The organism is Burkholderia sp. BCC1977, from assembly GCF_905339595.1.
Taxonomy (GTDB): Bacteria; Pseudomonadota; Gammaproteobacteria; order Burkholderiales; family Burkholderiaceae; genus Burkholderia.
Genome location: NZ_CAJPGQ010000005.1, coordinates 45,034 through 70,854 on the forward strand (window position 1 = coordinate 45,034; position 25,821 = coordinate 70,854).

Genomic DNA, 25,821 nt, shown 5'->3' on the forward strand with positions numbered 1-25,821 from the left:
CCGCAACCGAATGCCGCGCAGCTCACGCGTCACGCATGCAGCAGGCGCGCCGCTTCGCGCTGTTCGACCGCCACCGCGCGGCGGTAGCCGTCGCGGTCCTCGGCGCGCGCGACATAGTCGCCGAGCACGCCGTCGTGCGGCAGCAGGTGCGCGTCGAGCGCGATCTTCAGCGTGCTGGCGAGCAGCAGGTCGGCCGCGGTGAAGCGATCGCCGACGAGCCAGCGGCCATGGGCGAGCGTTTGCGCGAGCGCACGCTGCACGCGCGTGATGTTGCCCCAGCCGAAGGCGACCGGATTGCCCGACGCACCGGTGAATTTCTCGGCCATCGCCGGCTCGAGGCAGGTGGGCGTGAAGAACATCCACTGCAGGAAGCGGCCGCGCAGCGGATCGTCGGGTGCGATGCCGAGCCCGGCGCCCGGGCAGCGATCGGCGAGATACAGCAGCACGGCGCCGGATTCGGCGAACGGTTCGCTGCCGTCGTCGAGCGCGGGCAGCTTGGCCATCGGATTGACCTGGACGAACGCGTCGCTGCCCTGTTCGTGCGAGCGCAGGTCGATCGGCACGAGCTCGTAGACGGCGCCGATTTCCTCCAGCATCCACAGCGCCCGGAATGCCCGGGTCTTCGGCCAGTAGTAGAGCTTCATCGCGCCTCCGCGTATGGGTGTGCGTGTCGGTTCGGTGGATGCTCAAGCGTACCCGAGCCGGACAGGTTCGGACAGGGGCGGGCGGTGGACGCGGTCGACCCTGGCTCGGTGGTGGCGCGCGGGTTGTATGGGTTCGGTCGAGTGCGAAGGGGGAGCAAATTTCCCGCAAAAGCCACGTGTCATCTGAGTTCATGGATTAACTAGTTATAAATTAACTAGTTTGAGACTGGCGTATGAATGCGCGGCTGAAGCGGCCACGGCTGCACCGTTCCGCCGGCAGTGCGGCAGCGTCGGCGGCCGGCCGCACGAGCCTGGGCGATGGTCGTCGGCGCGGCACGAATCGCGGAAACCGGGTCACCCCGCGCGGGGCGGCCGAATGATGGAATTCAAGGCGATGCGATCGCATTCGGCGAGTCGGGCGCTGCGTGATGCGCCGCGCGTCGATTCGATCGCGCACGGAGAACGGCAACGAATGGCGAACGACGATCGCACCACGATCATTCCCCGGCGCACGCCGGAATCGGCCGCGATGCGCGCCGAACTCGAGCGGACGATGGCGATCACCGCGCGGCTCAACCGTCTGACGTTCGACGATGCGGACGAGGTCCGGACATTGTTCGGCGAACTGATCGGCAAGACGATGGACGACGGTTTTCTGCTGATCCCGCCGTTCCATGCGACGGGCGGTGCCGATACGCGGATTGGTCGCAACGTGTTCGTCAACCAGAACTGCACGTTCCATGACCTCGGCGGCCTCGACCTCGGCGACGACGTGATGATCGGGCCGAACGTCAGCCTCATCACGTCGGGCCATCCGGTCGAGCCGTCCCGCCGGCGCGACGCAGTCGTCGCCCGGCCGATCGTGATCGGGAGCAACGTGTGGATCGGCGCGGGTGCGACGATCATCGGCGGCGTGACGATTGGCGAAAACTCGGTTGTCGGCGCGGGTGCCGTCGTGACGCGCGACGTTCCGCCGAATACGCTGGTTGGCGGAAACCCGGCGCGGATCATCCGTTCGATTGCCGAGTGACGGCGCTCGCGGGCGCCGCCCGCTGCGGAGCGGGTGTGGACAACCGGCCTTTCCACTCACTCGAAATGCTGTGGATGCGAACGGTGAGCGCGCGTCTGGAGGCCGAATTCAAGGGGCTTCCGGGCATTTGACGCTGATCGCGGACAGGAGCATGAACCGACGTCGCCGATGCGCTGGCGGTAAATGTTCGCGCAACGTCGGTTGTGGATATCCCGGCCTTCAAACCACTCGGCACGCTGTGCATTTCACCGGTGAGTGTGAGCGCATGCCGCCGGATGCGCGACGCAGGGTGTGGACAACTGGCGCCCGCAACGACGAAAAATGCTGTGCCTTTGAACGGTGAGCGCCGCCGACCGACTGCGCGTGAGACTTGCCTGGTGCGGACTTCCGGGCGTCGAACGAAATTCGGAGCGCCGCGCATTCTAACGGCGCGCGCGGATCGGCGATAGATCCGCACGCGTGTCGCGGTGGGGATATCCTGCCGCAGGATTCACTCGAAGCGCTGTGTATTTCAAGGGTGAGTGTCGGCACCCGGTCGAATCGGGTGCCGGCATGCGCGCCCGTGCGCGATCTTCGACGCGGCTTCGAGGGTCGCGCATTCTAACCGCACTCGCGATCGCGCGTTCCATTCGATTACTTGCCGCGATGTGGATATCCGGTCGCCGAAACCAGTCGACGTACTGTGTATTTCAGCGGTGAGGGCGGGGGCGGGCTGCTCGGCGGCGTCCGCGCGAGTCCGGATGCGCGGGCCTCGGCGTGGTTTCCGGGGCCGTTGTTCGCGCGTGAATCACCGCCTTTGTGCGATACCGTGCCGACGCTCACCGTTGAATTTCACAGCGTCTCGAGTGGTCTTGGATCGAGCTGTCCACACCCGAGTCGGCGCCATCGTTCGATCGCCGTGTCGTCGCTCACTGTTGAATTTCACAGCGTCTTGAGTGGTCTCGGATCGAACTGTCCACACCCGAATCGGCGCCATTGTTCGATCGCCGTGCCGACGCTCACCGTTGGAATTCACAGCGTTTTGGGGCGTCGTGCGTCGAGCTATTCACACCCGAATCGGCGCTCTCGATTGATCGGGTGCTGTCGCTCACCGTCGAGATTCACAGCGTTGCGAGTCGTCGTGGGTCGGGCGATCCACACCTGAGTCGGCATCCTCATTCGATCGCGTGCTGGTGCTCACCATCGAAATTCACAGGGTTTTGAGTGTCTGGTGGTGGCGATATCCACACCCGTACCGGCCCCTCGTTTGGCTGCGCAACGGTACGCACTGGTGAACCCCAAGGCCCCGCGAGGGCTTGCGGATGGGCGCCCATCCACCCTGAAGCCAGCACCCGGCACGCACCCGCCGAACACGCGTCATCCTGCGACGCCCCGTCGCCCCGTCGCCCCGTCGCCCCGTCGCCCCGTCACCCCGTCACCCCGTCACCCCGAAACGTCGCGAGGGTCGACCGCGGTGTGGATATCCCGCCGCTGAATCGACTCGCAATCCTGTGTATCCGACAGGTGAGCGCGAACGTCGGATCGGCGGGACGGGGATCCGACGATGTGGATATCTCCAGCCGACATCGACTCGCCGCGCTGTGGATTTCAACGGTGAGCGTCGGCATCCGCCCGCCCTGCGGACCGATCGAGGTGTGGACATCCGGCCTCCGACGCGACTCGAAACCCTGTGCAATCGACTGGTGAGCGCACCCGCCCGCCGCCCCGGCGTTGTGGACATCCCGCACCCGCGACCAATCCGAACGCTGTGCAATCCACGGGTGAGGACGCGTCCGTTCCGCCGCCGGAACCCTTGTCGCACGGGCCTCGAGCGCCCGTCGCCGCGCCCGGGTCCGCCTCCCGCGCAGCGCCGCCTTTCCGAGGCAACCGGCCCACCTACCCCGACACGCCCCCAAAGGCCGCCGGCCACCCCGCGCGAAAACTCTCTCAATTCCCGGTCAAAACCTGCGCAGTTTTTCTCACTCCGGCGTCGCCCGAGCAAGATGAGAAAAAACTTTCTCGTCTCCCCGCGAAAAAATAGAGCCATCCAGCCGCCCCCGGCCGGCGTCGCCCGACGCCCCGGTGCGCGGCCCAGAACACACAATCAGGAGACATCCCCATGACCGCCCGCCTGCCCGTCGACGGCACGCCCGCTCTATCCGACTACCGTCTGACCGACAACCTGACCGCCACGCGCGGCCGGATCTTCCTGACCGGCACGCAGGCGCTGGTCCGCCTGTTGCTGATGCAGCGCGCGTCCGACACCGCGCAGGGGCTGAACACGGCCGGCTTCGTCAGCGGCTACCGCGGCTCGCCGCTCGGGATGGTCGACCAGCAGCTGTGGAAGGCGCAGAAGCTGCTCGACGGCAGCGGCGTGCGTTTCCTGCCGGCCATCAACGAGGAACTCGGCGGCACCGCCGTGCTCGGCACGCAGCGCGTCGAAGCCGACCCGGAGCGCACCGTCGATGGCGTGTACGCGATGTGGTACGGCAAGGGCCCCGGCGTCGACCGTGCCGGCGACGCGTTGAAGCACGGCAACGCCTACGGTTCGTCGCCGCACGGCGGCGTGCTGGTGGTGGCGGGCGACGACCATGGCTGCGTGTCGTCGTCGATGCCGCATCAGAGCGACTTCGCGATGATCGCGTGGCACATGCCGGTCGTGAACCCGTCGAACATCGCCGACATGCTCGAGTTCGGCCTGTACGGCTGGGCGCTGTCGCGCTACTCGGGCGCATGGGTCGGCTTCAAGGCGATCTCCGAGACCGTCGAGTCGGGCTCGACCGTCGATCTCGACGCGCTGCAGACGCAATGGCCGGCGCCGGCTGGCTTCACGCCGCCGGCGGGCGGCCTGCACAACCGCTGGCCCGACCTGCCGAGCCTCACGATCGAGGCGCGCCTCGCCGCGAAGCTCGACGCGGTGCGCCATTTCGCGCGCACCAACAGCATCGACAAGTGGATCGCGCCGGGCGCGCAGGCGAACGTCGGCATCGTCACCTGCGGCAAGGCGCACCTCGACCTGATGGAAGCGCTGCGCCGCCTCGACCTGACGGTCGCCGATCTCGACGCGGCCGGCGTGCGGATCTACAAGGTCGGCCTGTCGTATCCGCTCGAGATGACGCGCATCGAGACCTTCGTCGACGGGCTCGCCGAAGTGCTGGTGATCGAGGAGAAGGGCCCCGTCATCGAGCAGCAGATCAAGGACTACCTGTACAACCGCACGGACGGCGCGCGCCCGCGCGTACTCGGCAAGCACGATGCGCAGGGCGCCTGCCTGCTGACCGAACTCGGCGAACTGCGCCCGTCGCGGATCCTGCCGGTGTTCGCCGAATGGCTCGCGCGGCACAAGCCGGCGCTCGATCGCCGCGAACGCGTCGTCGATCTCGTCGCGCCGCAGATCCTGTCGAACGAGGCGGACGCGGTGAAGCGCACGCCGTACTTCTGCTCGGGCTGCCCGCACAACACGTCGACGAAGGTGCCGGAAGGCTCGATCGCGCAGGCCGGCATCGGCTGCCATTTCATGGCGTCGTGGATGGAGCGCGACACGACGGGCCTGATCCAGATGGGCGGCGAGGGCGTCGACTGGGCCGCGCACGCGATGTTCACCAACACGAAGCACGTGTTCCAGAACCTCGGCGACGGCACCTACTTCCACTCGGGCATTCTCGCGATCCGCCAGGCGGTCGCCGCGAAGACGAACATCACGTACAAGATCCTCTACAACGACGCGGTCGCGATGACGGGTGGCCAGCCGGTCGACGGCAGCATCTCGGTGCCGCAGATCGCGCGGCAGGTGGAGGCGGAAGGCGTGTCGCGCTTCGTCGTGGTGTCCGACGAACCGGAAAAGTACGACGGCCATCACGGGCAGTTCCCGTCGGGCACGACGTTCCACCACCGCAGCGAGCTCGACACGGTGCAGCGCGAGCTGCGCGAGACGCCCGGCGTCACCGTGCTGATCTACGACCAGACCTGTGCGGCCGAGAAGCGTCGGCGCCGCAAGAAGGGCGAGTTCCCCGACCCGGACAAGCGCCTGTTCATCAACGACGCGGTGTGCGAAGGCTGCGGCGACTGCGGCGTGCAGTCGAACTGCCTGTCGGTCGAGCCGCTCGAGACGCCGCTCGGCCGCAAGCGCCGCATCGACCAGTCGTCGTGCAACAAGGACTATTCGTGCGTGAACGGCTTCTGCCCGAGCTTCGTGACGGTCGAAGGCGCGGCGCTGAAGAAGGCCGCGGGCGCGGCGTTCGACGAGGCGGTGCTCGCCGTGCGCGTCGACGCGCTGCCGGTGCCCGCGACGCATCTCGACGCGGCGCCGTACGACATGCTCGTGACGGGCGTGGGCGGCACGGGCGTCGTGACGGTCGGCGCGCTGATCAGCATGGCCGCGCACCTCGAAGGCAAGAGCGCGTCGGTGCTCGACTTCATGGGCTTCGCGCAGAAGGGCGGTTCGGTGCTGTCGTTCGTGCGGATCGCGTCGAGCGACCGATGGCTGAACCAGGTGCGCATCGACACGCAGCAGGCCGACGTGCTGCTCGCGTGCGACATGGTCGTCGGCGCGAGCGCCGAGGCGCTGCAGACGGTGCGCCACGAGCGCACGCGGATCGTCGTCAACACGCACCGGATTCCGAATGCGTCGTTCGTGCAGAACCCCGACGCGAACCTGCATGCGGATGCGCTGCTCGAGAAGATGCATCACGCGGCCGGCGACGGCTACCTGTCGAGCTGCGACGCGCAGGCGCTCGCCGCGAAATTCCTCGGCGACTCGATCGGCGCGAACATCCTGATGCTCGGCTACGCATGGCAGCTCGGCCTCGTGCCGGTGTCGCTCGCCGCGATGATGCGCGCGATCGAACTGAACAACGTCGCCGTGCCGATGAACAAGCTCGCGTTCGCGATCGGCCGGATGGCGGCCGGCGACGCGGCGGGTCTCGACGCGTTGTGGAACGCGCGTCACGCGGTGGCCGTGCAGGTCGTGCCGGAGACGCTCGCCGAACTGATCGCCGATCGCGAAGCGCGCCTCGACGCATACGGCGGCGTGCGTTACGTCGAGCGTTACCGCGCGCTGGTGAACGCGGCGCGCGCGAAGGGCGACGACGCGCTGACGCGTGCGGTCGCAACGACCTTCTATCGGCTGCTCGCGGTGAAGGATGAATACGAGGTCGCGCGGCTTTACGCGGACGGCGCATTCCGCACGGCGCTCGAAGCGCAGTTCGAAGGCGTGCCGGGGCAGGACTATCGCGTGAAGTTCAACCTGGCGCCGCCGACGGTCGCGAAGGCCGGCCGCGACGGCAGCGTGCCGAAGAAGCGCGTGTTCGGCCAGTGGATGTGGCCGGTACTCGGCACGCTCGCGCGCGTGCGCAGCCTGCGCGGCACGTGGCTCGATCCGTTCGGCCGCACCGCCGAGCGCAGAATGGAACGCGCGCTCGCGGACGACTACGAGACGACGCTCACGCGTGCGTTCGCCGCGACGACCGCCGGCAATGCAGCGCAGGTCGCGCAGCTGGCCGACCTGCATGCTCGCGTGCGCGGCTTCGGACACGTGAAGGTGCGCAACCTCGCGGGCGTGAAGCGTGCGGAGCGCGAGCTCGCGCTGCAACTCGGCATCGACGCGGCGACGAGCGCGGCCGTGCAGCACGCGCTCGACGAGATGAAGGGCGCGGGGATGCTGAAGGGGATTCCGGTGGTCGTCGCGAAGTAGCGCGAAAGCGTGCGGAAGTGAAAACGGCGACGCTTGTGCGTCGCCGTTTTCATATCGGGAAGCCGTCCGGTCGCCCCACGGCGCAGCCGCTCAGATGATCCCTTTCTTGCGCGTCGACAGCGCCGTTTCCGACAGGTCGATCTCGCGGATCAGCTTCGTCAGCGTCTCGTCGGAAATCCTGCTTTCGCCGCGCAGCCGGTACAGCACCGAACGTTCCGCGCGCACCGCCGCGATCCGCATCTGCAGTTCCATCGTCTCGGTCTGCTTCGCTTCCGCGCGCGGTGTCGGGCCGTCCTCGGCGAGCGCGGCGAGGCGCCGGCGGTACTGGTCCATCACGCGCGCGGAGATGTCCGCGCAGCGCGCGGCGCCCGATTCGTCGAGATCGGCCGAGATCGCGTCGTGCGACGAGTCGATCGCCCGGATCGCGGCCTGCGCGGCGGCCGCGCGCGCGGTGCGCTCCTCGTCGGCGAGCGGATTGCGCGTCGAGCGCACGCCGCGCAGCAGCAGCGGCAGGCCGATCACCGCGACGATCAGCGAACCGAGAATCACCGCCGACGCGACGAAGATCGCGGTGTCGCGCCCGGGCAGCGGCGCGCCGTCGGACAGCGCGACCGGGATCGACAGCACACCCGCGAGCGTGACCGCGCCGCGCACGCCGCCGACCGTCATCACCGCGATCGTGCGCACGCCGGCCATCGTGCCGGCGAGGCCGTGGCGCGCGGCGCGGCGGCTCGCGATCCAGCGCAGCAGCCAGACCCACAGGAAGCGGATCGCATACAGCGCGAGCATCATCGCGCACACGTTGAAGATCATCCGGCCGACGAGCGCGTCGCTCGTGTGGTGCGCGTCGACGAGCGCGCGGCCGATGATGTGCGGCAGCTGCAGCCCGAGCATGATGAACACCATGCCGTTGAACACGAACTCGATCATCGCCCACGTGCTTTCGGCCCGCACGCGCGACGCGACGGTGCTTTTGCGGGAGAAGCTCGTGTAGTTCATCATCATCCCGGCCGACACGGCCGCGAGCACGCCCGACAGTTCGAGGTGCTCGGCGAACAGATAGGCGGCGAACGGCACGAGCAGCGTCATCACGATGCCGGGGGCCGGATCGCCTTCCTGCTCGGCGTTCAGGATGCGCGTCGACAGCGCGCTGAACACCCACGCCACGATCGCGCCCGTCGCGAGCCCGCCGGCGGCGACGATCACGAACGTGACCGATGCGGCGCGCAGCGAGAACATGCCCGTGAGCGCGGCCGCGACCGCGAACTTCAGCGCGACCAGGCCCGACGCGTCGTTCATCAGCGCCTCGCCTTCGAGGATGTGCATCAGTTGCGGCGGGATCCGCCCCTTGCCGGCGATGCCCGACAGCGCGACCGCGTCGGTGGGCGACAGCACGGCCGCGAGCGCGAACGCGATCGGCAGCGGCAACTCGGGTATCAGCCAGTGCGCGAAGTAACCGACTGCGAGTACCGTCATGAACACGAGCCCGAACGCGAGCATCAGGATCGCGCGGCGCTGCAGGTACAGCTCGCGTTTCGGAATCCGCCAGCCGTCCGCGAACAGCAGCGGCGGAATGAACAGCAGCATGAAGATTTCGGGATCGAACGTGACGTGCAGGTTCAGCTTCGGCCAAGCGAGCATCGCGCCGAACGCGATCTGCATCAGCGGCAGCGGCAATTGCAACGGCAGGATGCGCGTGACCGCGCCGGACAGCGCGACGGTCAGCAGCAGGATCAGGACTGTGAAGACGATTTCCATCGATACGGCAATTGTGGAGAATGAAACGACCGTACGGAGTTTAGCGTGACGGCGTGACGGGTGCGCTCGCGTGCGCCGGTGCGCATGCACGCAAACGGTGCATCCGGCCTGCGCCACGCTGGTGCGCCGCCGCCGCACGCAGGCGTGGCGCGCGTGTTCAGCGCTTGCACGGAGCTTGCTTGATGCTTGCGTACCGTCCGGCATCGGCCGGACAACCGAGGATTCCAACCATGACAATGCGCACGCCGTCCCGTTCACCCGCCGCGTTCGGCCGCATCCCCAGGAGGACGCCATGACGATCGCGCAACAGGAGCGTCCGGCCACCGCATCGCCGTATCGTTTCGAGCGGGAGATGAGCTCCGGCCTCGAACGCCTGGCGACGCAGCATCGCGACCTGACGCTCACGACCGTGTTCCAGCCGATCTTCAGCCTGTCGCACCAGCGTGCGGTGGGCTACGAGGCGCTGTTGCGCGCGCATGACGCGCTCGACCGCGCGGTGTCGCCGCTCGACGTGTTCGGCGAGGCCGCGCGCCAGGGCGAGCTGCTGCAGCTCGACCGGCTCGCGCAGGCGCTGCATCTCGAGAACTTCACGCTGCTCGGCGCCGAGCGCGAGTGGCTGTTCCTCAATGTGCATCCGGGCGTGCTGACCGATCCGTTCCAGGCCGCCGCGCTGCTCGCGAACCTGAAGCGGATCGGCATGCCGCCGCGCCGCGTCGTACTCGAAGTGCTCGAACAGCGCGCCGAAGACATCGAGCGGCTCGCCGACGCCGTGCGCGAATTCCGCGCGCAGGGCTTCCTGATCGCGCTCGACGATTTCGGCGCCGGTCACTCGAACCTCGAGCGGATCTGGCAACTGAACCCGGACATCGTGAAGCTCGACCGGATCATGCTGTCCCACGCGGCGCACCGCACGGGGCTCACCGCGATCCTGCACGGGCTCGTCACGCTGCTGCACGAGGCCGGCAAGCTCGTGCTCGTCGAGGGGATCGAGACCGAGCACGACGCGCAGATCGCGCTGTCGTGCGAGGCCGATTTCGTGCAGGGCTATTACTTCGGCCGTCCGGCGCCCGGGCTGCCCGACAGTGCGACGGCGACCGGCTGCATCGGCGAGCTGACCGAGCGGTTTCGTCAGCAGACCGAAGCGCGCGAGCGGCGCGACGCGCAGCGGCTCGCGCCGTACCTGCGCGCGTTCGAGCGCGCGGCCGAGCGGGTGGCGGCCGGCGAGCCGCTCGACGAGGTGTGCTGGAACTTCCTCGCGCTCGACGACGCCGCGCGCTGCTTCCTGCTCGACGCGCGGGGCCGGCAGGCCGGCCGCAACGTCGTGTTGCGCGCGGACCGCGCGCTCGCCGAGGCGCGCTTCTCGCCGCTGTCGGATGCGCAGGGCGCGAACTGGCTGCGCCGGCCGTATTTCCGCACGGCGATCGCCGAGCCCGGACGCGTGCAGGTGACGCGCCCGTACCTGTCGATCAACGAGGCGCAGCCGTGCGTGACGCTGTCGGTGGCGGTGCGGATCGGCGATGCGCAGCACGTGCTGTGCGGCGATATCGACTGGCACGACGACGCGGCCGACGGCGCCTAGCGCCGGCCGGCATGCTGGCGCGGTTCACGCCGCTCGGCTAGGATGCGCGAATTGTCCTGACGATTCGCGAGCCGCCGATGAACCGAACCGCCGCTTCCTCCGTCCTCCTCGAAGTGATCGCCACCACCGTCGGCGATGCGAAGGCCGCCGCCCGCGCGGGCGCCGACCGGCTCGAACTCGTGACCGCGATCAGCGAAGGCGGGCTCACGCCGAGCGTCGGCCTGATCGAGGCCGTCGTGGCCGCCGTGGCGATTCCCGTCAACGTGATCGTGCGGCCGCACAGCCGCGCGTTCGTCTACGACGCCGACGACCTGCGCGTGATCGAACGCGACGTGCGCGCGGCCGTCGCGGCCGGTGCGAACGGCATCGTGTTCGGCGCGCTCGATGCGCGCGGCGACGTCGACCTCGATGCGCTCGAGCGCGTCGCGGCGGCCGCGGACGGACGCGACCTGACGTTCCATCGCGCGTTCGACGTGTCGCGCGACCTCAATGCCGCGTTCGACACGCTGCTGCGCGTGCCGGCCGTCACGTCGGTGCTGACCTCGGGCGGCCATCCGGCGGTGCTCGACGCGGTCGCGACGATCACGCGGCTGGTGCGGCAGGCGGCAGGCTCGACCTGCACGGTGCTGGCCGGCTCCGGCCTCACGATCGACGCGGTCGGCGATTTCGTCCGCGCCACCGGCGTGCGCGCGGTGCATTTCGGCTCGGGTGTGCGGCCGCGCGGCGAGGTGCTGGCACCGGTCGACGAACAGCGCGTTGAGCGCGTGCGCGCGGCGCTCGACGGCGCGGCGGCGCACGTGTGACGCGCACGCTGAAGCCGCACGGCGGCGATCGGGTGAAAAAAAGCCGAGGCATGCCCCGGCTTTTTCATGTGCCCGCGTCGCGCGACGTTGCCGTTTACGCGTTCTCCGCCAGCGCGTCGGCCTGGCTCGCGCGGATGCCGAGGCGCTCGAACAGCGCGCGGTCGCGCTGCGTCTGCGGGTTGCTCGTGGTCAGCAGCTGGTCGCCGTAGAACATCGAGTTCGCGCCCGCGAGGAAGCACATCGCCTGCATCGCGTCGTCGAGCTGCTCGCGGCCGGCCGACAGGCGCACGACGGCCTTCGGCATCGTGATGCGCGCGACCGCGATCGTGCGCACGAACTCGAACGGGTCGAGCGGCGCGGTGCCTTCGAGCGGCGTGCCTTCGATCGCGACGAGGTTGTTGATCGGCACCGACTCCGGATACGGGTTCAGGTTCGCGAGCTGCGAGATCAGGCCCGCGCGTTCGCGGCGCGATTCGCCCATCCCGATGATGCCGCCGCAGCACACGTTGATGCCCGCGTCGCGCACGTGGTCGAGCGTGTCGAGACGATCCTGGTACGTGCGCGTCGAGATCACCTGGCCGTAGAACTCCGGCGACGTGTCGAGATTGTGGTTGTAGTAGTCGAGGCCCGCGTCGGCAAGCTGCCGTGCCTGCTCGTTTTCCAGCATGCCGAGCGTCATGCAGGTCTCGAGGCCCAGTTCCTTCACGCCGCGCACCATCTCGGTCAGCGCCGGCATGTGGCGCTCCTTCGGGTTGCGCCATGCGGCGCCCATGCAGAAGCGGCTCGCGCCGCTCGCCTTGGCCGCGCGCGCGGCGTCGAGCACCGTGTCGACGTCCATCAGCTTCTCGGCCTTCAGGCCCGTTTCGTGGTGCGACGATTGCGAGCAGTAGCCGCAATCCTCCTCGCAGCCGCCCGTCTTGATCGACAGCAGCGTCGACAGCTGCACCGCGTTCGCGTCGAAGTGCTCGCGATGCACCTGCTGCGCGCGGAACATCAGGTCGTTGAACGGCAGCTCGAACAGCGCGACGACGTCGGCGACGCGCCAGCGCTGCGGCGCCGGAGCGGCCACGGGGATCGCGTCGGGTTGCACGGCGGCGGTCTGGGCTTGGGTCATGGTGGTTTTCCTGTCGTGAATGCGGGGATCGGGGCGTCAATGCCGCGCGTGGCGCAGCGTGTCGACGAGCGCGGCGATGTCGAGCATCGCCGCGGCGGATTCGGGGGCGGCCGGGCACAGGTGCGCGATACGGCCAAGGAGCGGCGCGCGATGCTCGCGCGCGAGCCAGTCGCGGATCGTCGCGACGTTCTCGTCGGCGTACGACATGGCCGGGTCGACGTGGTTCGCGACCCAGCCGGCAAGCGTGAGGCCGCGCTGGCGAATCGCGTCGGCAGTGAGCAGCGCGTGGCTGATGCAGCCGAGCCGCATGCCGACCACGAGCACGACGGGCAGGCCGAGCGCGACCGCGAGATCGGCCGTGTCCTGCGTGTCGTTCAGCGGCACGCGGAAGCCGCCGACGCCTTCGACCACGACGACGTCCGCGCGCGTCAGCGCTTCGCGGTGGCTCGCGACGATCGTGTCGAGGTCGATCGTCACGCCTTCCTGCGCGGCGACGATGTGCGGCGCGGCCGGCGCCTTCAGCAGGAACGGCGTGCGCAGCTCGGGCGGCAGCACGACGTTCGCGGCCGCGTCGAGCTGGTCGGCGTCCTCGTTGCGCCAGACGCCGTCGCGTTCATACGCACCGGCCGCGACGGGCTTCAGCGCGGCCGCGCGCAGGCCGTGCCGCGCGAAGCCGTGCAGCATGGCGGCCGACACGAAGGTCTTGCCGATCTCGGTGTCGGTGCCGGTGACGAAAAGGGAAAGGGGGGCCGTCATGCTGCTTCCTCGCTGGCTTCGATCAGTGCGGCTTCGAGCCGTGCGAGATCGTCGAACGAATGCGCGGCCGACAGCGAGATGCGCAGCCGCGACGTGCCGGCCGGCACCGTCGGCGGCCGGATCGCGGGCACCCACAGGCCGTGCGCGTCGAGCGAGCGCATCGCCGCGAGCGTCGCGTCGTTGCTGCCGATCACGAGCGGCTGCACGGCCGTGTGCGAATCGACCGGCTGCCAGCGCGTCGCGCGCAGCAGCGCGCGCGTGCGCTCGATCAGCGCGCCGAGGTGCGCGCGTCGCGCATCGCCTTCGTCGCCGGCGATCACCTTCAGGCTCGCCGATACCGCATGCGCGACGGCGGGCGGCGCGGCCGTCGTGAAGATGTAGCTGCGCGCGCGCTGGATCATCCATTCGATCACGGTCTCGTGCGCGATGACGAACGCGCCCGCGACGCCGGCGGCCTTGCCGAGCGTGCCGACGTACACGAGGTTCGGCGAGCGCAGCGCGGCGGCCGCGAGCGCGCCGCGGCCCTGCGGGCCGAGCACGCCGAAGCCGTGCGCGTCGTCGACGACGAGCCACGCGCCGTGGCGTTCGGCCAGCGCGACGAGTTCGGCGAGCGGCGCGAGGTCGCCATCCATGCTGAACACGGTGTCGCTCACGATCAGTTTCGTTTCGGCCTCCGACGCATCGAGCAGCGCGGCGAGCGCGGCCATGTCCGCATGCGGATAGACCTGCACGGACGCGCGCGACAGCCGGATCCCGTCGATCAGCGACGCGTGGTTCAGCGCGTCGGAGAAGATCGTCGCGTGCTTGGCCGCCAGCGCCGTCATCGCGGCGAGGTTCGCCATGTAGCCGGTGCTGAAGTACAGCGCGCGCGGCGCGTCGGAGAAGCCGCCCGCGAAGCCGGCGAGTTCGTCCTCGAGCGTCGCGTGCGCACGCGAATGGCCGCCGAGCAGATGCGAGCCGCCGCTGCCGGAGCCGTAGCGCTGCGCGCCTTCCGCGAACGCGGCGACGAGCGCCGGATGCGCGGCGAGGCCGAGGTAGTCGTTGCTCGCGAAGCCGACGATGTCGCGGCCGTCGACGCGCATGTGCGCGTCGCACGCGGTGTCGGCGGTGCGGCGCACGCGGCGCAGGCCCTGCGCATCGAGTTCGGCGAGGCCGCGCTGCAGCGTGTCGAGCAGCGGCGTGGTGGTGTCCCGCGCAGGTTGTTTCATCACGCAGCCTCCGCGAGCGTCGCGTCGAGCGTGTCGCGCGTGCGTTGCGCGAGCCACGCGATGTCGTCGTCGCTCATCACGTACGGCGGCATCAGGTACACGGTCGTGCCGATCGGGCGCAGCAGCAGTTCGCGTTCGAGCGCGCGCTCGAAGAAGCGCCGCGAGAAGCCGCGTGCCGCATCGCCGTCGAGCGCGACGTCGAACGCGAACAGCGTGCCGCGTTCGCGCAGGTGACGCACCTGCGGGTGCGCGTCGAGCGGCGCGAGCGCGGCGCGCATCGCGGCCGACTTGCGCGCGTTGCCGGCGAGCACGTCGTCGCGCGCGAACAGGTCGAGCGTGGCGACCGCCGCGCGGCACGCGAGCGGGTTGCCGGTGTACGAATGCGAATGCAGGAAGCCGCGCGTCGTGTCGTCGTCGTAGAACGCCGCGAACACGTCGTCGCGCGTGAGCACGAGCGACAGCGGCAGGTAGCCGCCGCTGATGCCCTTCGACAGGCACAGGAAATCGGGCCAGACACCGGCCTGCTCGCACGCGAAGAAGGTGCCGGTGCGGCCGCAGCCGACCGCGATCTCGTCGGCGATCAGGTGCACGCCGAATTCGTCGCACAGCGCACGCAGCCCGCGCACGTACGACGGATCGTGCATCGCCATGCCGGCCGCGCATTGCACGAGCGGCTCGACGATCAGCGCGGCGATCCGGTCGGCGCGTTCGGCGAACAGGCGCCGCACGTCGTCGAGCGCGCGGCCCGCGACGTCGGCGGCCGTCTCGCCCGGCAGCGCGCCGCGCGCATCCGGCGACGCGACCACGTGCGCGTTGCGGATCAGCGGGTCGTACGCATCCTTGAACAGCGCGACGTCGGTCACGCCGAGCGCGCCGATGGTCTCGCCGTGATAGCTGTTCGCGACGCACACGAATTCGCGCTTGTCCGCGCGGCCGCGGTTGCGCCACGCGTGGAAGCTCATCTTCAGCGCGATCTCGACCGCCGACGCGCCGTCCGACGCGAAGAACGCATGGCCGAGCGTGCGCGCGGTGAGCGCGTGCAGCCGCTCGGCGAGCTCGATCGCCGGCTCGTGCGTGCAGCCGGCGAGCATCGCGTGTTCGAGCGTGTCGAGCTGGTCCTTCAGCGCCGCGTTGATGTCCGGGTTCGCATGGCCGAACAGGTTCACCCACCACGAGCTGATCGCGTCGAAGTAGCGGCGGCCGTCGCGGTCGTACAGCCACAGGCCCGCGCCGCGCGCGACGGGAATGAGCGGCAGGCGCTCGTGGTGCTTCATCTGGGTGCAGGGATGCCAGACCGCGCGCAGGCTGCGCGCGACCCAGTCATCGGTGGCTGGCGTACTCAAGGCGACTCCGGGGGGTAAAACGGCGGCGGGCATCGAACGGGATGCCGCGCGGCGACGGACGGAAAACGCGCTGAGATTAGCGTGTTCCGCCGCGCGTTGCACTACCGGTTACAAACGCCGCACAGCCTTGTCGGACGGGAGTTCGCCGCAGATCCGAGGGGCTCGGGACGGTACGCGCCAGATGCCCCGAAATGACCGCAGATGACGACGTTCGAGTGACACCCCCCGACAGAAAAAAATCGTCGGGCAGGCGGACGCGGGAGGGCGAAAAATCGGGGCGGCAAGAGAAAAGGGGCGAGAACGGGGGCGCGAACGGGGGCGCGAAAAGGGGCGCGAAGCGCGATGCCATACGCGCGGCGGCGGGCGAACGGTGTGTGGAGTCAGGCGCGGCCGGGGTTCATGAAAGGCCGGAAAACGACACCGGAGGGCATTGCGGGCGGGGCACTCTTGATGGCTCACGTGAGCGCGGGAACGGGCGTGCGAACGCCGTTGCGGGCCGCGCGAGCATTCACGAAACGGAGGAGGGGAAAAAGGGGCGCGGGAAGAACCCGCCCCTGACGCGTGTCGCGACTCGCGCGTCAGCGCGAAGCCAGTGCGCGCGTGTCGGCGTCGTGCGTGCCGGCGTCGCCGTTGGCGGCCGTTTGCGTCCTGTTCGCGTTCCACACGACGCGATCGTTGACCGCATACAGCCGGCATGCGCCCGTACCCTGCTTCGCGCAGTTGTCGAGCGCGAGCGCCATCGGATCGTCGCCGCCTTCGGCCCACGACCATGCGCCTTCCGCGGACACCGCGAACGCGCGGCTCGGATGCTGGCTCAGGAAGCGGCGATAGCCTTCGCGGCCGGCTTCGTCGAGGAACGGCACCGCCTCGACCGCATCGATCGACGCATAGCCGGTCGCATTCGGTTCGTGCGGGTTGGCGACCGCGTAGCGCACCGAGGTCGGCAGGTTCAGTTCCGCGAGGAACGCATGCACGGCCGGCCACCACACGGGCACGCCGTCGCGGTCGACGATCAGCCGGTGCGCGTCGTCCTTGTAGCGGCCGAAATCGATGAACTGCGCGCGCGTGCCGTGCGACACGTATGCGTCGTGCATCTGCGCGACGAGCGCGGGCGTCCACACCGAATCGTTGTCGCCGTACAGCCACAGCGACCGCACGGCCGTATGCGCGCCGTACTGGTCGAACGCGTCGACGAGATTGCGCTGCCAGCCGTCGCAGAGGTCCTGGCGCAGCCCGCCGGAGAAGTTGATGATGCCGCGCACGCCGGGCGCCGCCTCGGTGCCGTACGCGACCGACACGAGGCCGCCGTGCGACGTGCCCGCGACGACGATGCGCGACGCGTCGATGTACGACTGACGCGACATGTAGCGAACCGTCGCGTCGACGTCGGCGGCCTGCGCGAGGCCGTTCTTGCCGACGTTGCAGCCTTCCTGCAGGTACGTGCCGCCCGACCCGGCGAAGCCCTGGCGGTTCGGCGCGATCACCGCATAGCCGCGGCGCACGAATTCGCGCGCGAACGCGAGCGGCCGGCTGCGCGGCTGCTGATGAAGATCGCCGGTGTTCTTGCCGTGGTTGAAGACGACGAGCGGGAACGGGCCGGGGCCGTTCGGCTTGAACAGCGTGGCCTCGAGCATCACGGCGCCCGAGGCATCGGCCGGAATGCTGATGATTTGTTCGTTGAGGTTCGCGGCGACCTGCGGGAGGCCCGAATCGCCGTAATCGAAGCGCTCGGCATGGGCGAGCGAGCCGCTGGCCGTGGCCGCGCCGGCATTTGCGCTCGGCAGCGTACCGGCCTGAGCGGCCGACAGCGCACAGGCCGCCATCCATCCCACCAATACCTTGCTGAACGCCATTCGTAAGCCCTGCCATGCAACATGACCAATCTGACGGCCATCGTAGCCCGACAAATTCAGGTTGTGCAATGCGGGAATTACCCGGCGTCTGACACGGCAACTATTTGTCAGCGTTCACTTACTTCGCCGTCGACATAGCGCCAGAAACCGTGCTCGTCGCGTGTGAAACGACTCGTCTCGTGGAGCCGGTACGCGCGCCCGCCGACCTTGTAGCGGGCCACGAATTCGACCTCCGCGCGGTGTTCGTCGAGCGGCGCATGGCGTTTGATCGCGAGGCCGAGCCAGCGCGGCGCGTCGGGCGCATTCGGGTCCGCATCGAGATCGGCCGGGCAGGTGCGCGCGTCCCAGGTCGCGCGCAGGTAGTCGGTCGCGCCGAGCACGTACGCGCTGTACCGCGAGCGCATCAACTCGAGCGCGGTCGGCGCGGCTTCGCCGCCGTCGATGAAGCGGCCGCAGCAGGCCGCATAGCGTGGCGCCGGGGCTTTGCCGGCAGGGACGGGGGACGCGCCGCCGCACGGGCACGCGTCAGGTCGGTTCAAAATCATGCGAATCGTGAATTAACGACGCCGGGTTGTGATGCCGGCTCACCAACTGAGCTCGACGCCGTCGTACTGGAAGAAACGGCCGTTGGCCTGCGACACGTCCGCGCCGGCTTCGGCGATCACGCGGCGCATGCCGGTCACGCTGGTTTCCGGATCGATCGCGGCCTGCGCGCCGCCCATGTCAGTGCGCACCCAGCCGGGATGGAGCGAGATGCACGCGGCGTGGCGCGTCTGCAGCGACGCGATGCGCAGCACGTCGTTCAGCGCGGCCTTGCTCGCGCGGTACAGCCAGCCGGTCGTGCCGGTCGCCTCGGCGATGCTGCCCATCCGGCTCGACACGACGGCCAGCACGCCGCGCGCGTCCTCGACGAGCGGCAGCAGGATCGGCAGCAGCTGCATCGGCCCGCGCACGTTCGTATGCATCACCGCGTCGAAATCCTCGGCGTCGATCGTTTCGACCCCTTCGGTGCGCGGCCCGTATACGCCCGACACGAGCACCGCGGCGTCGAGCCGTTCGCCGTCGAGCTTCCAGCCGAGCGCCGCGATCTGTTCGGGTTGCGCGATGTCGAGCGCATGCGCGTGCGCGCCGAGTTCGCGCAGCGCGGCGAGCGAGGCATCGTCGCGCGCGGTCGCGATCACGTTCCAGCCGTCGCGCCGGTATTGCCGGACGAATTCGCGTCCGAGGCCGCGCGATGCGCCGACGATCAGTACGGTTTTCATGTTCGCCGCTCCTTTGCGTTGCACCGCCGTCGCGGCAGTGTCGGTATCAGATCAGTTCGACGGCCGTCGCGGCCGCGTGACCGCCGTTGCTCCGGCTGCCGCATGCGCGCCGCGCACCCGTCGGGCGACGGGATGCCGGCGAGCGCGCCTCGGCATCATGATGCGCCTTCGGCCGGATGACGCGCGGCGGGGCGCTTGCGTGCCGCGTCCGCGCGGGTGGGTTCGTCGGTTCGTCGGGTCGTCGGTTACTTCGCGTCGCCGCACGGCTTCAGCGTGTCGGCGACCGCCTGCGCGACGTCGTCGAGCTGCGCGGCATCCGCCGCGACCATGTCGTTGTCGGGCGCGTGCTGGCCGCGCGCGGTCAGCGCCGCGACGCAGCGCTTGTAGGTCGCATCCAGCGCGTCGAAGCTCGACACGGCCATCCCGAGGTTGCGCATCCGCCCGTCGTGCACGCCGTACACGAGGCCGTGCACGGTGAGCGACTGGCCGCGTGCCCATGCGTCGTTGACGATCGTCGTGCGGCACACGTTGACGACCTGCTCGATCGAGTTCAGCTCGATCAGGCGGCGATAGCGCGCTTCGCCGACCGGCCATTCGTCGAGCAGCGACGCGTGGCGTTCGCGCACGTCCTGCACGTGATGCAGCCAGTTGTCCGCAAGGCCGACGCGGCGGTTGTGCAGCGCCGCGTTCACGCCCGAGCAGCCGTAGTGGCCGACGACCATGATGTGCTTCACGCGCAGGATGTCGACCGCGAACTGGATCACCGACAGGCAGTTCAGGTCGCTGTGCACGACGACGTTCGCGATGTTGCGGTGCACGAACACTTCGCCCGGCGGCAGGCCGATGATCTGGTTCGCGGGCACGCGCGAATCCGAGCAGCCGATCCACAGATATTCCGGCGCCTGCTGGTCGGCGAGACGCGCGAAGAAATCGGGATCGTCGGCGAGCTGGCGCTTGACCCAGGCGTCGTTGTTGTCGAACAGGTGTGAAAGCGGATTGTCTTGGATATTCATCGGTGTGGATTCCGTTGGCGGAAATCGGGTCGATAACGGGTTCGATTCGACTTGATTCGGTCGTGCGTCAGGCGGCGCGCTGCGCGTCGCCTGCGCCGTCACCGGCGTCCGGCGTCGCGTCGAAGCGCGCGGGGTAGCGCACGCTGAAGCGCAGCGCCATGTCGTACGGGTAAAAATCGGGCAACTCGCCCTGCAGCAGCTTGTCCTTGCTGGCCTGCCACAGCGCGGGTTCGAAAAAGTCGGCGTGATGCTTCATGAAGACCGTCCGCACGCGCGGGTCGCCGAGCAGGAACGGTCCGTAGGTTTCCGGAAAGATGTCGTGCGGGCCGACGGTATACCACGGTTCGCCGGACAGTTCGTCTTCCTCGTTGCGCGGCGGCGGCACGCGCCGCACGTTGCAGTCGGTCAGGTACTCGATCTCGTCGTAGTCGTAGAACACGACGCGGCCGTGACGCGTGACGCCGAAGTTCTTGTACAGCATGTCGCCCGGGAAGATGTTGGCCTTCATCAACTCCTTCACCGCGTTGCCGTATTCCTTCACGCCGTGCTCGATGTCCGCGTCGGTGCCGTTCTGCAGGTACAGGTTGAGCGGCGTCATGCGGCGCTCGATGTACAGGTGCTTGATCACGAGGTTGCCGTCCTCGTATTCGAGCAGCGACGGCACTTCCTTCTCCAGCTCGCGCACGAGCGCATGGTCGAGCCGCGAGATCGGCAGCGCGACGCTCGAATACTCGAGCGTGTCGGCCATCCGCCCGAGACGGTCGTGGCGCTTCACGAGCTGGTACTTCTCCATGATCTGCGCGCGCGTCGTTTCCTTCGGCGGCGGGAACTGATCCTTGATGATCTTGAACACGTACGGGAACGACGGCAGCGTGAACACGAGCATCACGAGGCCCTTGATCCCGGGCGCGATGATGAAGCGGTCGCTCGAATGCGACAGGTGGTGCAGCAGGTCGCGGTAGAACAGGTTCTTGCCCTGCTTCTGCAGGCCGACCGACGTGTAGATCTCGGCCTTCGGCTTGCCCGGCATGATCGTGCAGAGAAAATCCACGTAGGCGGACGGCACGCCCATGTCGACCAGGAAATACGAGTGCGAGAAGCTGAAGATGATCTGCAGCAGGTCGCGCCGCAGCAGCACGGTGTCGAGCGCGAGCAGGCCCGGGCGCACGTGGCGGATCGGCACCGCGAACGGCAGCACGCGATCGGCGTTGATGATGCGGCCGATGATGTACGCGCTCTTGTTGCGGAAGAACAGCGACGACAGCACGTGGATCTGGAAATTCGGCGCGGCGTCGAACTGGCCGAATTCGTCGGAGATCGCCTGCATCACGCAGCCGATGTCGCGCGTGAGATCCTCGAACGGCGGCTCGAGCTGGAAGTTCGTGACGATGCGCTCGAGCGTGGCCGCGAGCCCGTCGGTGCCGGGGTAGTACGCGCGATAGGTCGGCTTCGCGGCCGGCTCGTCGTTCTCGAGATATTCGGTCGAGATCGCGGGCCGCACGAAGATGAAATCGTTGCTGAAATACGAGCGGTGCAGGATCTTGCAGCACACCGAATTGAAGAACGTTTCCGCGCACTCCGGCTGGCGGTGCGACGTGAGCAGGCCGATGTAGTGCAGCTTGATCTGCTGCCACACCTCGTCGTCGATGTTCTCCGCGTCGTATTCGTCCTCCAGCACCTCGACGCATTCCTGCACGCGCTCGTCGTACGATGTGATCCGCTCGCGCGCCAGCCGCTGCAGGCCGTGCCAGTCGGTGCGCTCGTATAGCGTCTTCGCCTCGACGGCGGCTTCCCGGAAGATCCGGTAGTGGCGGTCGAAGTATTCGAGCATCGTTTGCGCGACGTCGAAACCGATCTGCGACGACAGCAGTTTGGGGAAGTGATTCATCGCGTGCAGGCTCGTTCGAGAGGGGCTGTAAGCACTCGCCATTTTAGCGCCCAAGTCGGCGTTTCAATGACTTTCGGGGGCCGGCGCCAAGCGCCGTCAATGGGCGGGTTGCTCGCCGTTGCATACCGTTCGGTGCATCTTCGCGTAAAGATACGGGTACGGAACCGATTCTGGCACGAACTTTTTTTGACCGGCCGGCGCCCGCCGGGCACGCGTTTCGCGCGACGGCGATAGAATCGACGCGATGCCCGCCGCGGCCTGCCGCCCGCGCGCTTGCACTCGCATTCGCCCCTCCGCATTCGTACCCGCATTCGCACTGATAACGACGAGACACCCCACCGATGAACGCACTGGAACACCAACTCGACTATCCCTTCGCCGACACGCTGCCCGCCGCGGGCGACACGTTCGAGGTCGCGCCCGGCGTGCGCTGGCTGCGCATGCCGCTGCCGTTTTCGCTCGATCACATCAATCTCTGGCTGCTGCGCGACGAGATCGACGGACAGGCCGGCTGGACGATCGTCGACTGCGGGATCTCGTCGGACGCGATCCGTACGCACTGGGAACAGATCTTCGACACGCATCTCGACGGGTTGCCGGTGCTGCGCGTGCTCGTCACGCACTGCCATCCCGATCACTTCGGGCTGGCGAACTGGATCTGCGAAGGCGGCGACCGGGGGCGCTGGAACGTGCGGCTGTGGATGACGCTCGGCGAATACCTGTTCGGCTGCCTGATGGCGGCCGGCAACGGCTCGAATGCCGGCGGCGCGGCCGCGGCCGATCACTTCGCGCGCCACGGGCTGACCGATCCGGCCGCGCTCGACAAGCTGCGCAACCGCCGCAGCTACTACTCGGACCTCGTGCCGGCCGTGCCGCCGCGCTACCGGCGCCTGCGCGAGGGCGACGCGGTGAAGATCGGCGCGCGCACGTGGCGCGTCGTCACCGGCTACGGCCATTCGCCTGAACATTGCGCGCTCCACAGCGAAGCGGACGGCGTGCTGATTTCCGGCGACATGGTGCTGCCGCGCATCTCGACCAACGTGTCCGTGTTCGATCTCGAACCGGAAGCGAATCCGCTCGCGCTGTACCTGGAGTCGCTCGGCCGCTACGAGACGATGGCGTCCGACACGCTCGTGCTGCCGTCGCACGGCAAGCCGTTCCGCGGCGTGCGCACGCGCATCGCGCAACTGCGCGCGCACCACGACGCGCGGCTCGACGAGGTGCGCGTCGCCTGCGCGGAGCAGCCGGCGAGCGCGGCCGACATCGTGCCGATCATGTTCCGCCGCCGCGAGCTCGACATCCACCAGATGACCTTCGCGCTCGGCGAGGCGCTGGCCCACCTGAACCTGCTGTGGCTCGCGGGCGAACTCGTGCGCGAGCAGGGTGAGGACGGCGTCATTCGCTTCGTGCGGCATTGACCATGCACACCGGCGGTCATGTATCCGGCGCTTTTGTAGAATTTCCGGTATTCGAACTCGATACCCGTCACGGCCCATGTCACGCAATATTTCCCTCGCCGACGTCATCACGCTAGCCGGCGTCCGGGCGCTGGCCGATCCGCAGTCCTTCACGCGCGGCAAGGCTTATTTCCACGACGGCGTCGTCTCGCGGCTGACCGAGCGCGGCGGCGTGCTGTCGGCGACCGTGCGCGGCACGTATCGCTATCACGTCGAGTTCGCGGTAGGCGACGATGGCGGGTTGGACTACGTGTGCAATTGCCCGGTAGGCGACGAAGGGGCGTTCTGCAAGCATGCGGTGGCGGTTGCATTGTCGTGGCTCGAAAACAGCGGCGAGGAGGTTTTTCACGACGAGGCGCCCGAACCGGCGCGCCTGCGGCGCAAACGCAAGACCCATGCGGAGCTGATTCGCGACTATCTGGAGACGCTCGACGAGGAGGCATTGCGGAACTGGCTGTTCGAGGCGGCCGAGCGCGACCGATCGTTGCGCGACAGACTATTGTTCGACGCACGTGCCGCGAATGCTGGCGACGTGGCGAGCCTGCGCGCCGCCGTACGGCAATTGACGCGCGTGTCTCGGCCGCTCGGCTGGGATGAAGCGCATACGTATGGAGAGGCCCTCGTCGAAGTGGCCGACCTGCTGCGTCGCCAGTTGGCGGGCCCGCATGCCGCGCAGGTGGTCGAACTCGCGGAGCTGGCGATTGCGGATGCCGAAGCGAGCCTCGAACAGATCGACGACTCGGACGGCAGTGTGGCGCCCGGCATCGGCGAACTGGCCGACGTGCACCTCGACGCATGCATCCGGACGCGGCCGGAGCCGGTGAAACTGGCCGAACGTTTGTTTCGCCTGCAGGCCGATGGGCAGTGGGATACGTTTCGCGACGTGCTGCCGGCCTATGCGGAACCGCTGGGCGAAGCGGGGTTGCGCCGCTATCGGGAACGGGTCGAACAGCATTGGGCCGCATTGCCTCCGCTGGCACCGGGGCGCGACGATCGGCACTCGTACGAATCCGGGCGGCTGAATCTTGAACATGCGATGGAATCGCTGGCGAAGCACGACGGGGACGTCGATGCGCTGATTCGCATCTGGTCGAAGGATTTGTCTGCGTCGTACCGATTCGCGCAAATCGCGGAATTGTGCGCGGAACATGGCCGTTTCGACGAAGGGCTGGCGTGGGCCGAACGCGGGAGAGGCGAGTTGAAGGATTCGCACGACGATCGTCTGCTACGTTTCTGCATCGACGAATACGTGCGCCGGCGTGCGTTCGATCGGGCGGACGAACTCGCGTGGCAGCGCTTTACCCACCACCCGACGGCAGATGCATTCCGCGCGTTGATGAAGGTCGCGACGGCGACGAAGCGACGCGACGCCGTGCGGGAACGGGCGATTTCGCATCTGCTGTCACTGGCCCGGCAGCGGGAAACGCCGGGGCGGGCGGCCGCGGCTGTCCGGCGCTGGGAACCGTCGCCGCGCAGCGAGCTGGTGAAGCTGCTGCTCGCCGAGCGGAGTCACGATGCGGCATGGGACGCGTTTCTCGGCGGGCCGGTCGCGGTCGATGTCTGGCCGACGGTGGCGGCGGCGCGCGCGAAGACGCATCCGGAGGACGCGATTGCGCTTTATCACCGGTATCTGCCGTTCGCCGTCGATCACGGCGCGGGCGGCGCGCGGTACGACGAGGCGTTCGGTGTCGTGCGCGACATTCGTGCGTTGCGGGCCGCGCATCGCCAGCAGGCGGCATTCGATGCGGAACTGGAAGCGATCCGCAAGACTTACCGTGCAAAACGCAACTTCATCAAGCTGCTCGCGAAGCTCGACGCTTGATCAAACTGAACAGGAGAGGGGGCATGGAGTTGAATATCGATCTGCGGGCTCTCGACGATACCGTTCTCGCACTCTTGTATCTGACGCTGCACGATGGCAATCGCGCATGGAAGAGCTTTGATTGGGGTGTGCTGAATCGGTTGCATGAGCGCGGTTTGATTGGCGATCCGATCAACAAGGCGAAATCCGTCTACCTGACCGAGGAAGGCTTGCGCGAATCGGAGTGGCTCTTCAGGCAGCGGTTCGTCGAATCGGACGTCACGCGCAACGACGAGCGACCGTGATCGTCACGCGACGGGCTCGTCACGCCACCCGTCGCGCTGCCATGGCATCGTGTGTGTCGCTGCGAGCGCCGCGAGAAACGTGGCGTCGTGCGACGCGACCACGAGCGCGCCGGGGAAGTCGGCGAGCGCGGCCTCGATCGCGCGCACCGACTCGAGATCGAGGTGATTGGTCGGCTCGTCGAGCAGCAATTGTGCGGGCGAGCACGACCTTCAACCGCCTACCGCGGCGTGGTGCCGAGCCGCTGATCGAGAAACGCTGCGATCACGTGCGTCATGCATGCACCCGAGTGATGCGGGCATGCTGCACGGCTCGTCGCGTGCCAACTTGATTTTCTG

General features: G+C 68.4%; 18 protein-coding genes and 1 pseudogene. 7 read left to right on the plus strand and 12 right to left on the minus strand.

Features of this window, described 5'->3' with window-relative positions:
* Positions 1 to 29 precede the first annotated feature (29 nt).
* A complete protein-coding gene (locus U5771_RS06305) occupies positions 30 to 644 on the minus strand; it encodes a glutathione S-transferase (protein WP_322023187.1) in 615 nt (204 codons plus the stop codon).
* Between the two features lie 472 nt (positions 645 to 1,116).
* On the opposite strand from U5771_RS06305, the gene U5771_RS06310 reads away from it, so the two are divergent.
* Positions 1,117 to 1,674: a sugar O-acetyltransferase gene (locus U5771_RS06310; RefSeq protein ID WP_322023188.1), complete on the plus strand. Its 558-nt coding sequence runs from the start codon at positions 1,117 to 1,119 to the stop codon at positions 1,672 to 1,674.
* A 2,098-nt stretch (positions 1,675 to 3,772) separates the two neighbouring features.
* Positions 3,773 to 7,345: an indolepyruvate ferredoxin oxidoreductase family protein gene (locus U5771_RS06315; protein ID WP_322023189.1), complete on the plus strand. Its 3,573-nt coding sequence runs from the start codon at positions 3,773 to 3,775 to the stop codon at positions 7,343 to 7,345.
* A 90-nt stretch (positions 7,346 to 7,435) separates the two neighbouring features.
* On the opposite strand, the gene U5771_RS06320 is transcribed toward U5771_RS06315, so the two are convergent.
* Positions 7,436 to 9,103 (minus strand): Na+/H+ antiporter, encoded by a 1,668-nt coding sequence (locus U5771_RS06320; RefSeq protein ID WP_322023190.1) that lies wholly within the window; start codon positions 9,101 to 9,103, stop codon positions 7,436 to 7,438.
* 292 nt (positions 9,104 to 9,395) lie between these two features.
* On the opposite strand from U5771_RS06320, the gene U5771_RS06325 reads away from it, so the two are divergent.
* Positions 9,396 to 10,682: an EAL domain-containing protein gene (locus tag U5771_RS06325; protein WP_322023191.1), complete on the plus strand. Its 1,287-nt coding sequence runs from the start codon at positions 9,396 to 9,398 to the stop codon at positions 10,680 to 10,682.
* A 77-nt stretch (positions 10,683 to 10,759) separates the two neighbouring features.
* Positions 10,760 to 11,485 (plus strand): copper homeostasis protein CutC, encoded by a 726-nt coding sequence (locus U5771_RS06330; RefSeq protein WP_322023192.1) that lies wholly within the window; start codon positions 10,760 to 10,762, stop codon positions 11,483 to 11,485.
* A gap of 94 nt (positions 11,486 to 11,579) precedes the next feature.
* On the opposite strand, the gene bioB is transcribed toward U5771_RS06330, so the two are convergent.
* The 9 genes from bioB to aceK form a co-directional block, all read right to left on the minus strand.
* A complete protein-coding gene (gene bioB / locus U5771_RS06335) occupies positions 11,580 to 12,599 on the minus strand; it encodes a biotin synthase BioB (protein ID WP_322023193.1) in 1,020 nt (339 codons plus the stop codon).
* Positions 12,600 to 12,635: 36 nt separating this feature from the next.
* Complete coding sequence (bioD, locus tag U5771_RS06340; protein ID WP_322023194.1) at positions 12,636 to 13,355, minus strand: dethiobiotin synthase; 720 nt, start codon at positions 13,353 to 13,355, stop codon at positions 12,636 to 12,638.
* Complete coding sequence (bioF, locus tag U5771_RS06345; RefSeq protein WP_322023195.1) at positions 13,352 to 14,563, minus strand: 8-amino-7-oxononanoate synthase; 1,212 nt, start codon at positions 14,561 to 14,563, stop codon at positions 13,352 to 13,354. The genes bioD and bioF overlap by 4 nt, the downstream gene beginning before the upstream one ends.
* Positions 14,563 to 15,906, minus strand: coding sequence for an adenosylmethionine--8-amino-7-oxononanoate transaminase (bioA, locus tag U5771_RS06350; protein ID WP_322023196.1), 1,344 nt, complete (start codon positions 15,904 to 15,906; stop codon positions 14,563 to 14,565). Before bioA ends, bioF begins: the two co-directional genes overlap by 1 nt.
* Before the next feature lie 578 nt (positions 15,907 to 16,484).
* Positions 16,485 to 17,759, minus strand: coding sequence for a dienelactone hydrolase family protein (locus U5771_RS06355; RefSeq protein ID WP_322023197.1), 1,275 nt, complete (start codon positions 17,757 to 17,759; stop codon positions 16,485 to 16,487).
* A gap of 107 nt (positions 17,760 to 17,866) precedes the next feature.
* Complete coding sequence (locus U5771_RS06360) at positions 17,867 to 18,304, minus strand: YchJ family protein (protein ID WP_322023198.1); 438 nt, start codon at positions 18,302 to 18,304, stop codon at positions 17,867 to 17,869.
* Positions 18,305 to 18,343: 39 nt separating this feature from the next.
* Positions 18,344 to 19,021: an SDR family oxidoreductase gene (locus U5771_RS06365; RefSeq protein ID WP_124615109.1), complete on the minus strand. Its 678-nt coding sequence runs from the start codon at positions 19,019 to 19,021 to the stop codon at positions 18,344 to 18,346.
* 245 nt (positions 19,022 to 19,266) lie between these two features.
* The gene (can, locus tag U5771_RS06370) at positions 19,267 to 20,034 is read right to left on the minus strand and encodes a carbonate dehydratase (RefSeq protein WP_322023199.1); all 768 of its coding nucleotides are present in this window, start codon (positions 20,032 to 20,034) and stop codon (positions 19,267 to 19,269) included.
* Between the two features lie 67 nt (positions 20,035 to 20,101).
* Positions 20,102 to 21,922 carry a bifunctional isocitrate dehydrogenase kinase/phosphatase gene (gene aceK, locus U5771_RS06375; RefSeq protein WP_322023200.1) on the minus strand — a complete coding sequence of 607 codons (1,821 nt, stop codon included), beginning with the start codon at positions 21,920 to 21,922 and terminating at the stop codon, positions 20,102 to 20,104.
* Between the two features lie 341 nt (positions 21,923 to 22,263).
* Here aceK and U5771_RS06380 point away from each other — a divergent pair, with 341 nt between their 5' ends.
* From U5771_RS06380 to U5771_RS06390, 3 genes are all read left to right on the plus strand, one after another.
* Entirely contained in the window at positions 22,264 to 23,340 is a 1,077-nt protein-coding gene (locus U5771_RS06380) for an MBL fold metallo-hydrolase (protein ID WP_322023201.1), read from the plus strand.
* 76 nt (positions 23,341 to 23,416) lie between these two features.
* Positions 23,417 to 25,201: an SWIM zinc finger family protein gene (locus U5771_RS06385; protein WP_322023320.1), complete on the plus strand. Its 1,785-nt coding sequence runs from the start codon at positions 23,417 to 23,419 to the stop codon at positions 25,199 to 25,201.
* A 23-nt stretch (positions 25,202 to 25,224) separates the two neighbouring features.
* Positions 25,225 to 25,485, plus strand: coding sequence for a DUF6429 family protein (locus tag U5771_RS06390; RefSeq protein ID WP_322023202.1), 261 nt, complete (start codon positions 25,225 to 25,227; stop codon positions 25,483 to 25,485).
* Between the two features lie 3 nt (positions 25,486 to 25,488).
* On the opposite strand, the pseudogene U5771_RS06395 reads toward U5771_RS06390, so the two are convergent.
* A pseudogene (locus tag U5771_RS06395) lies at positions 25,489 to 25,674 on the minus strand (ABC transporter ATP-binding protein); the annotation flags it as partial.
* Between the last annotated feature and the right edge of the window lie 147 nt (positions 25,675 to 25,821).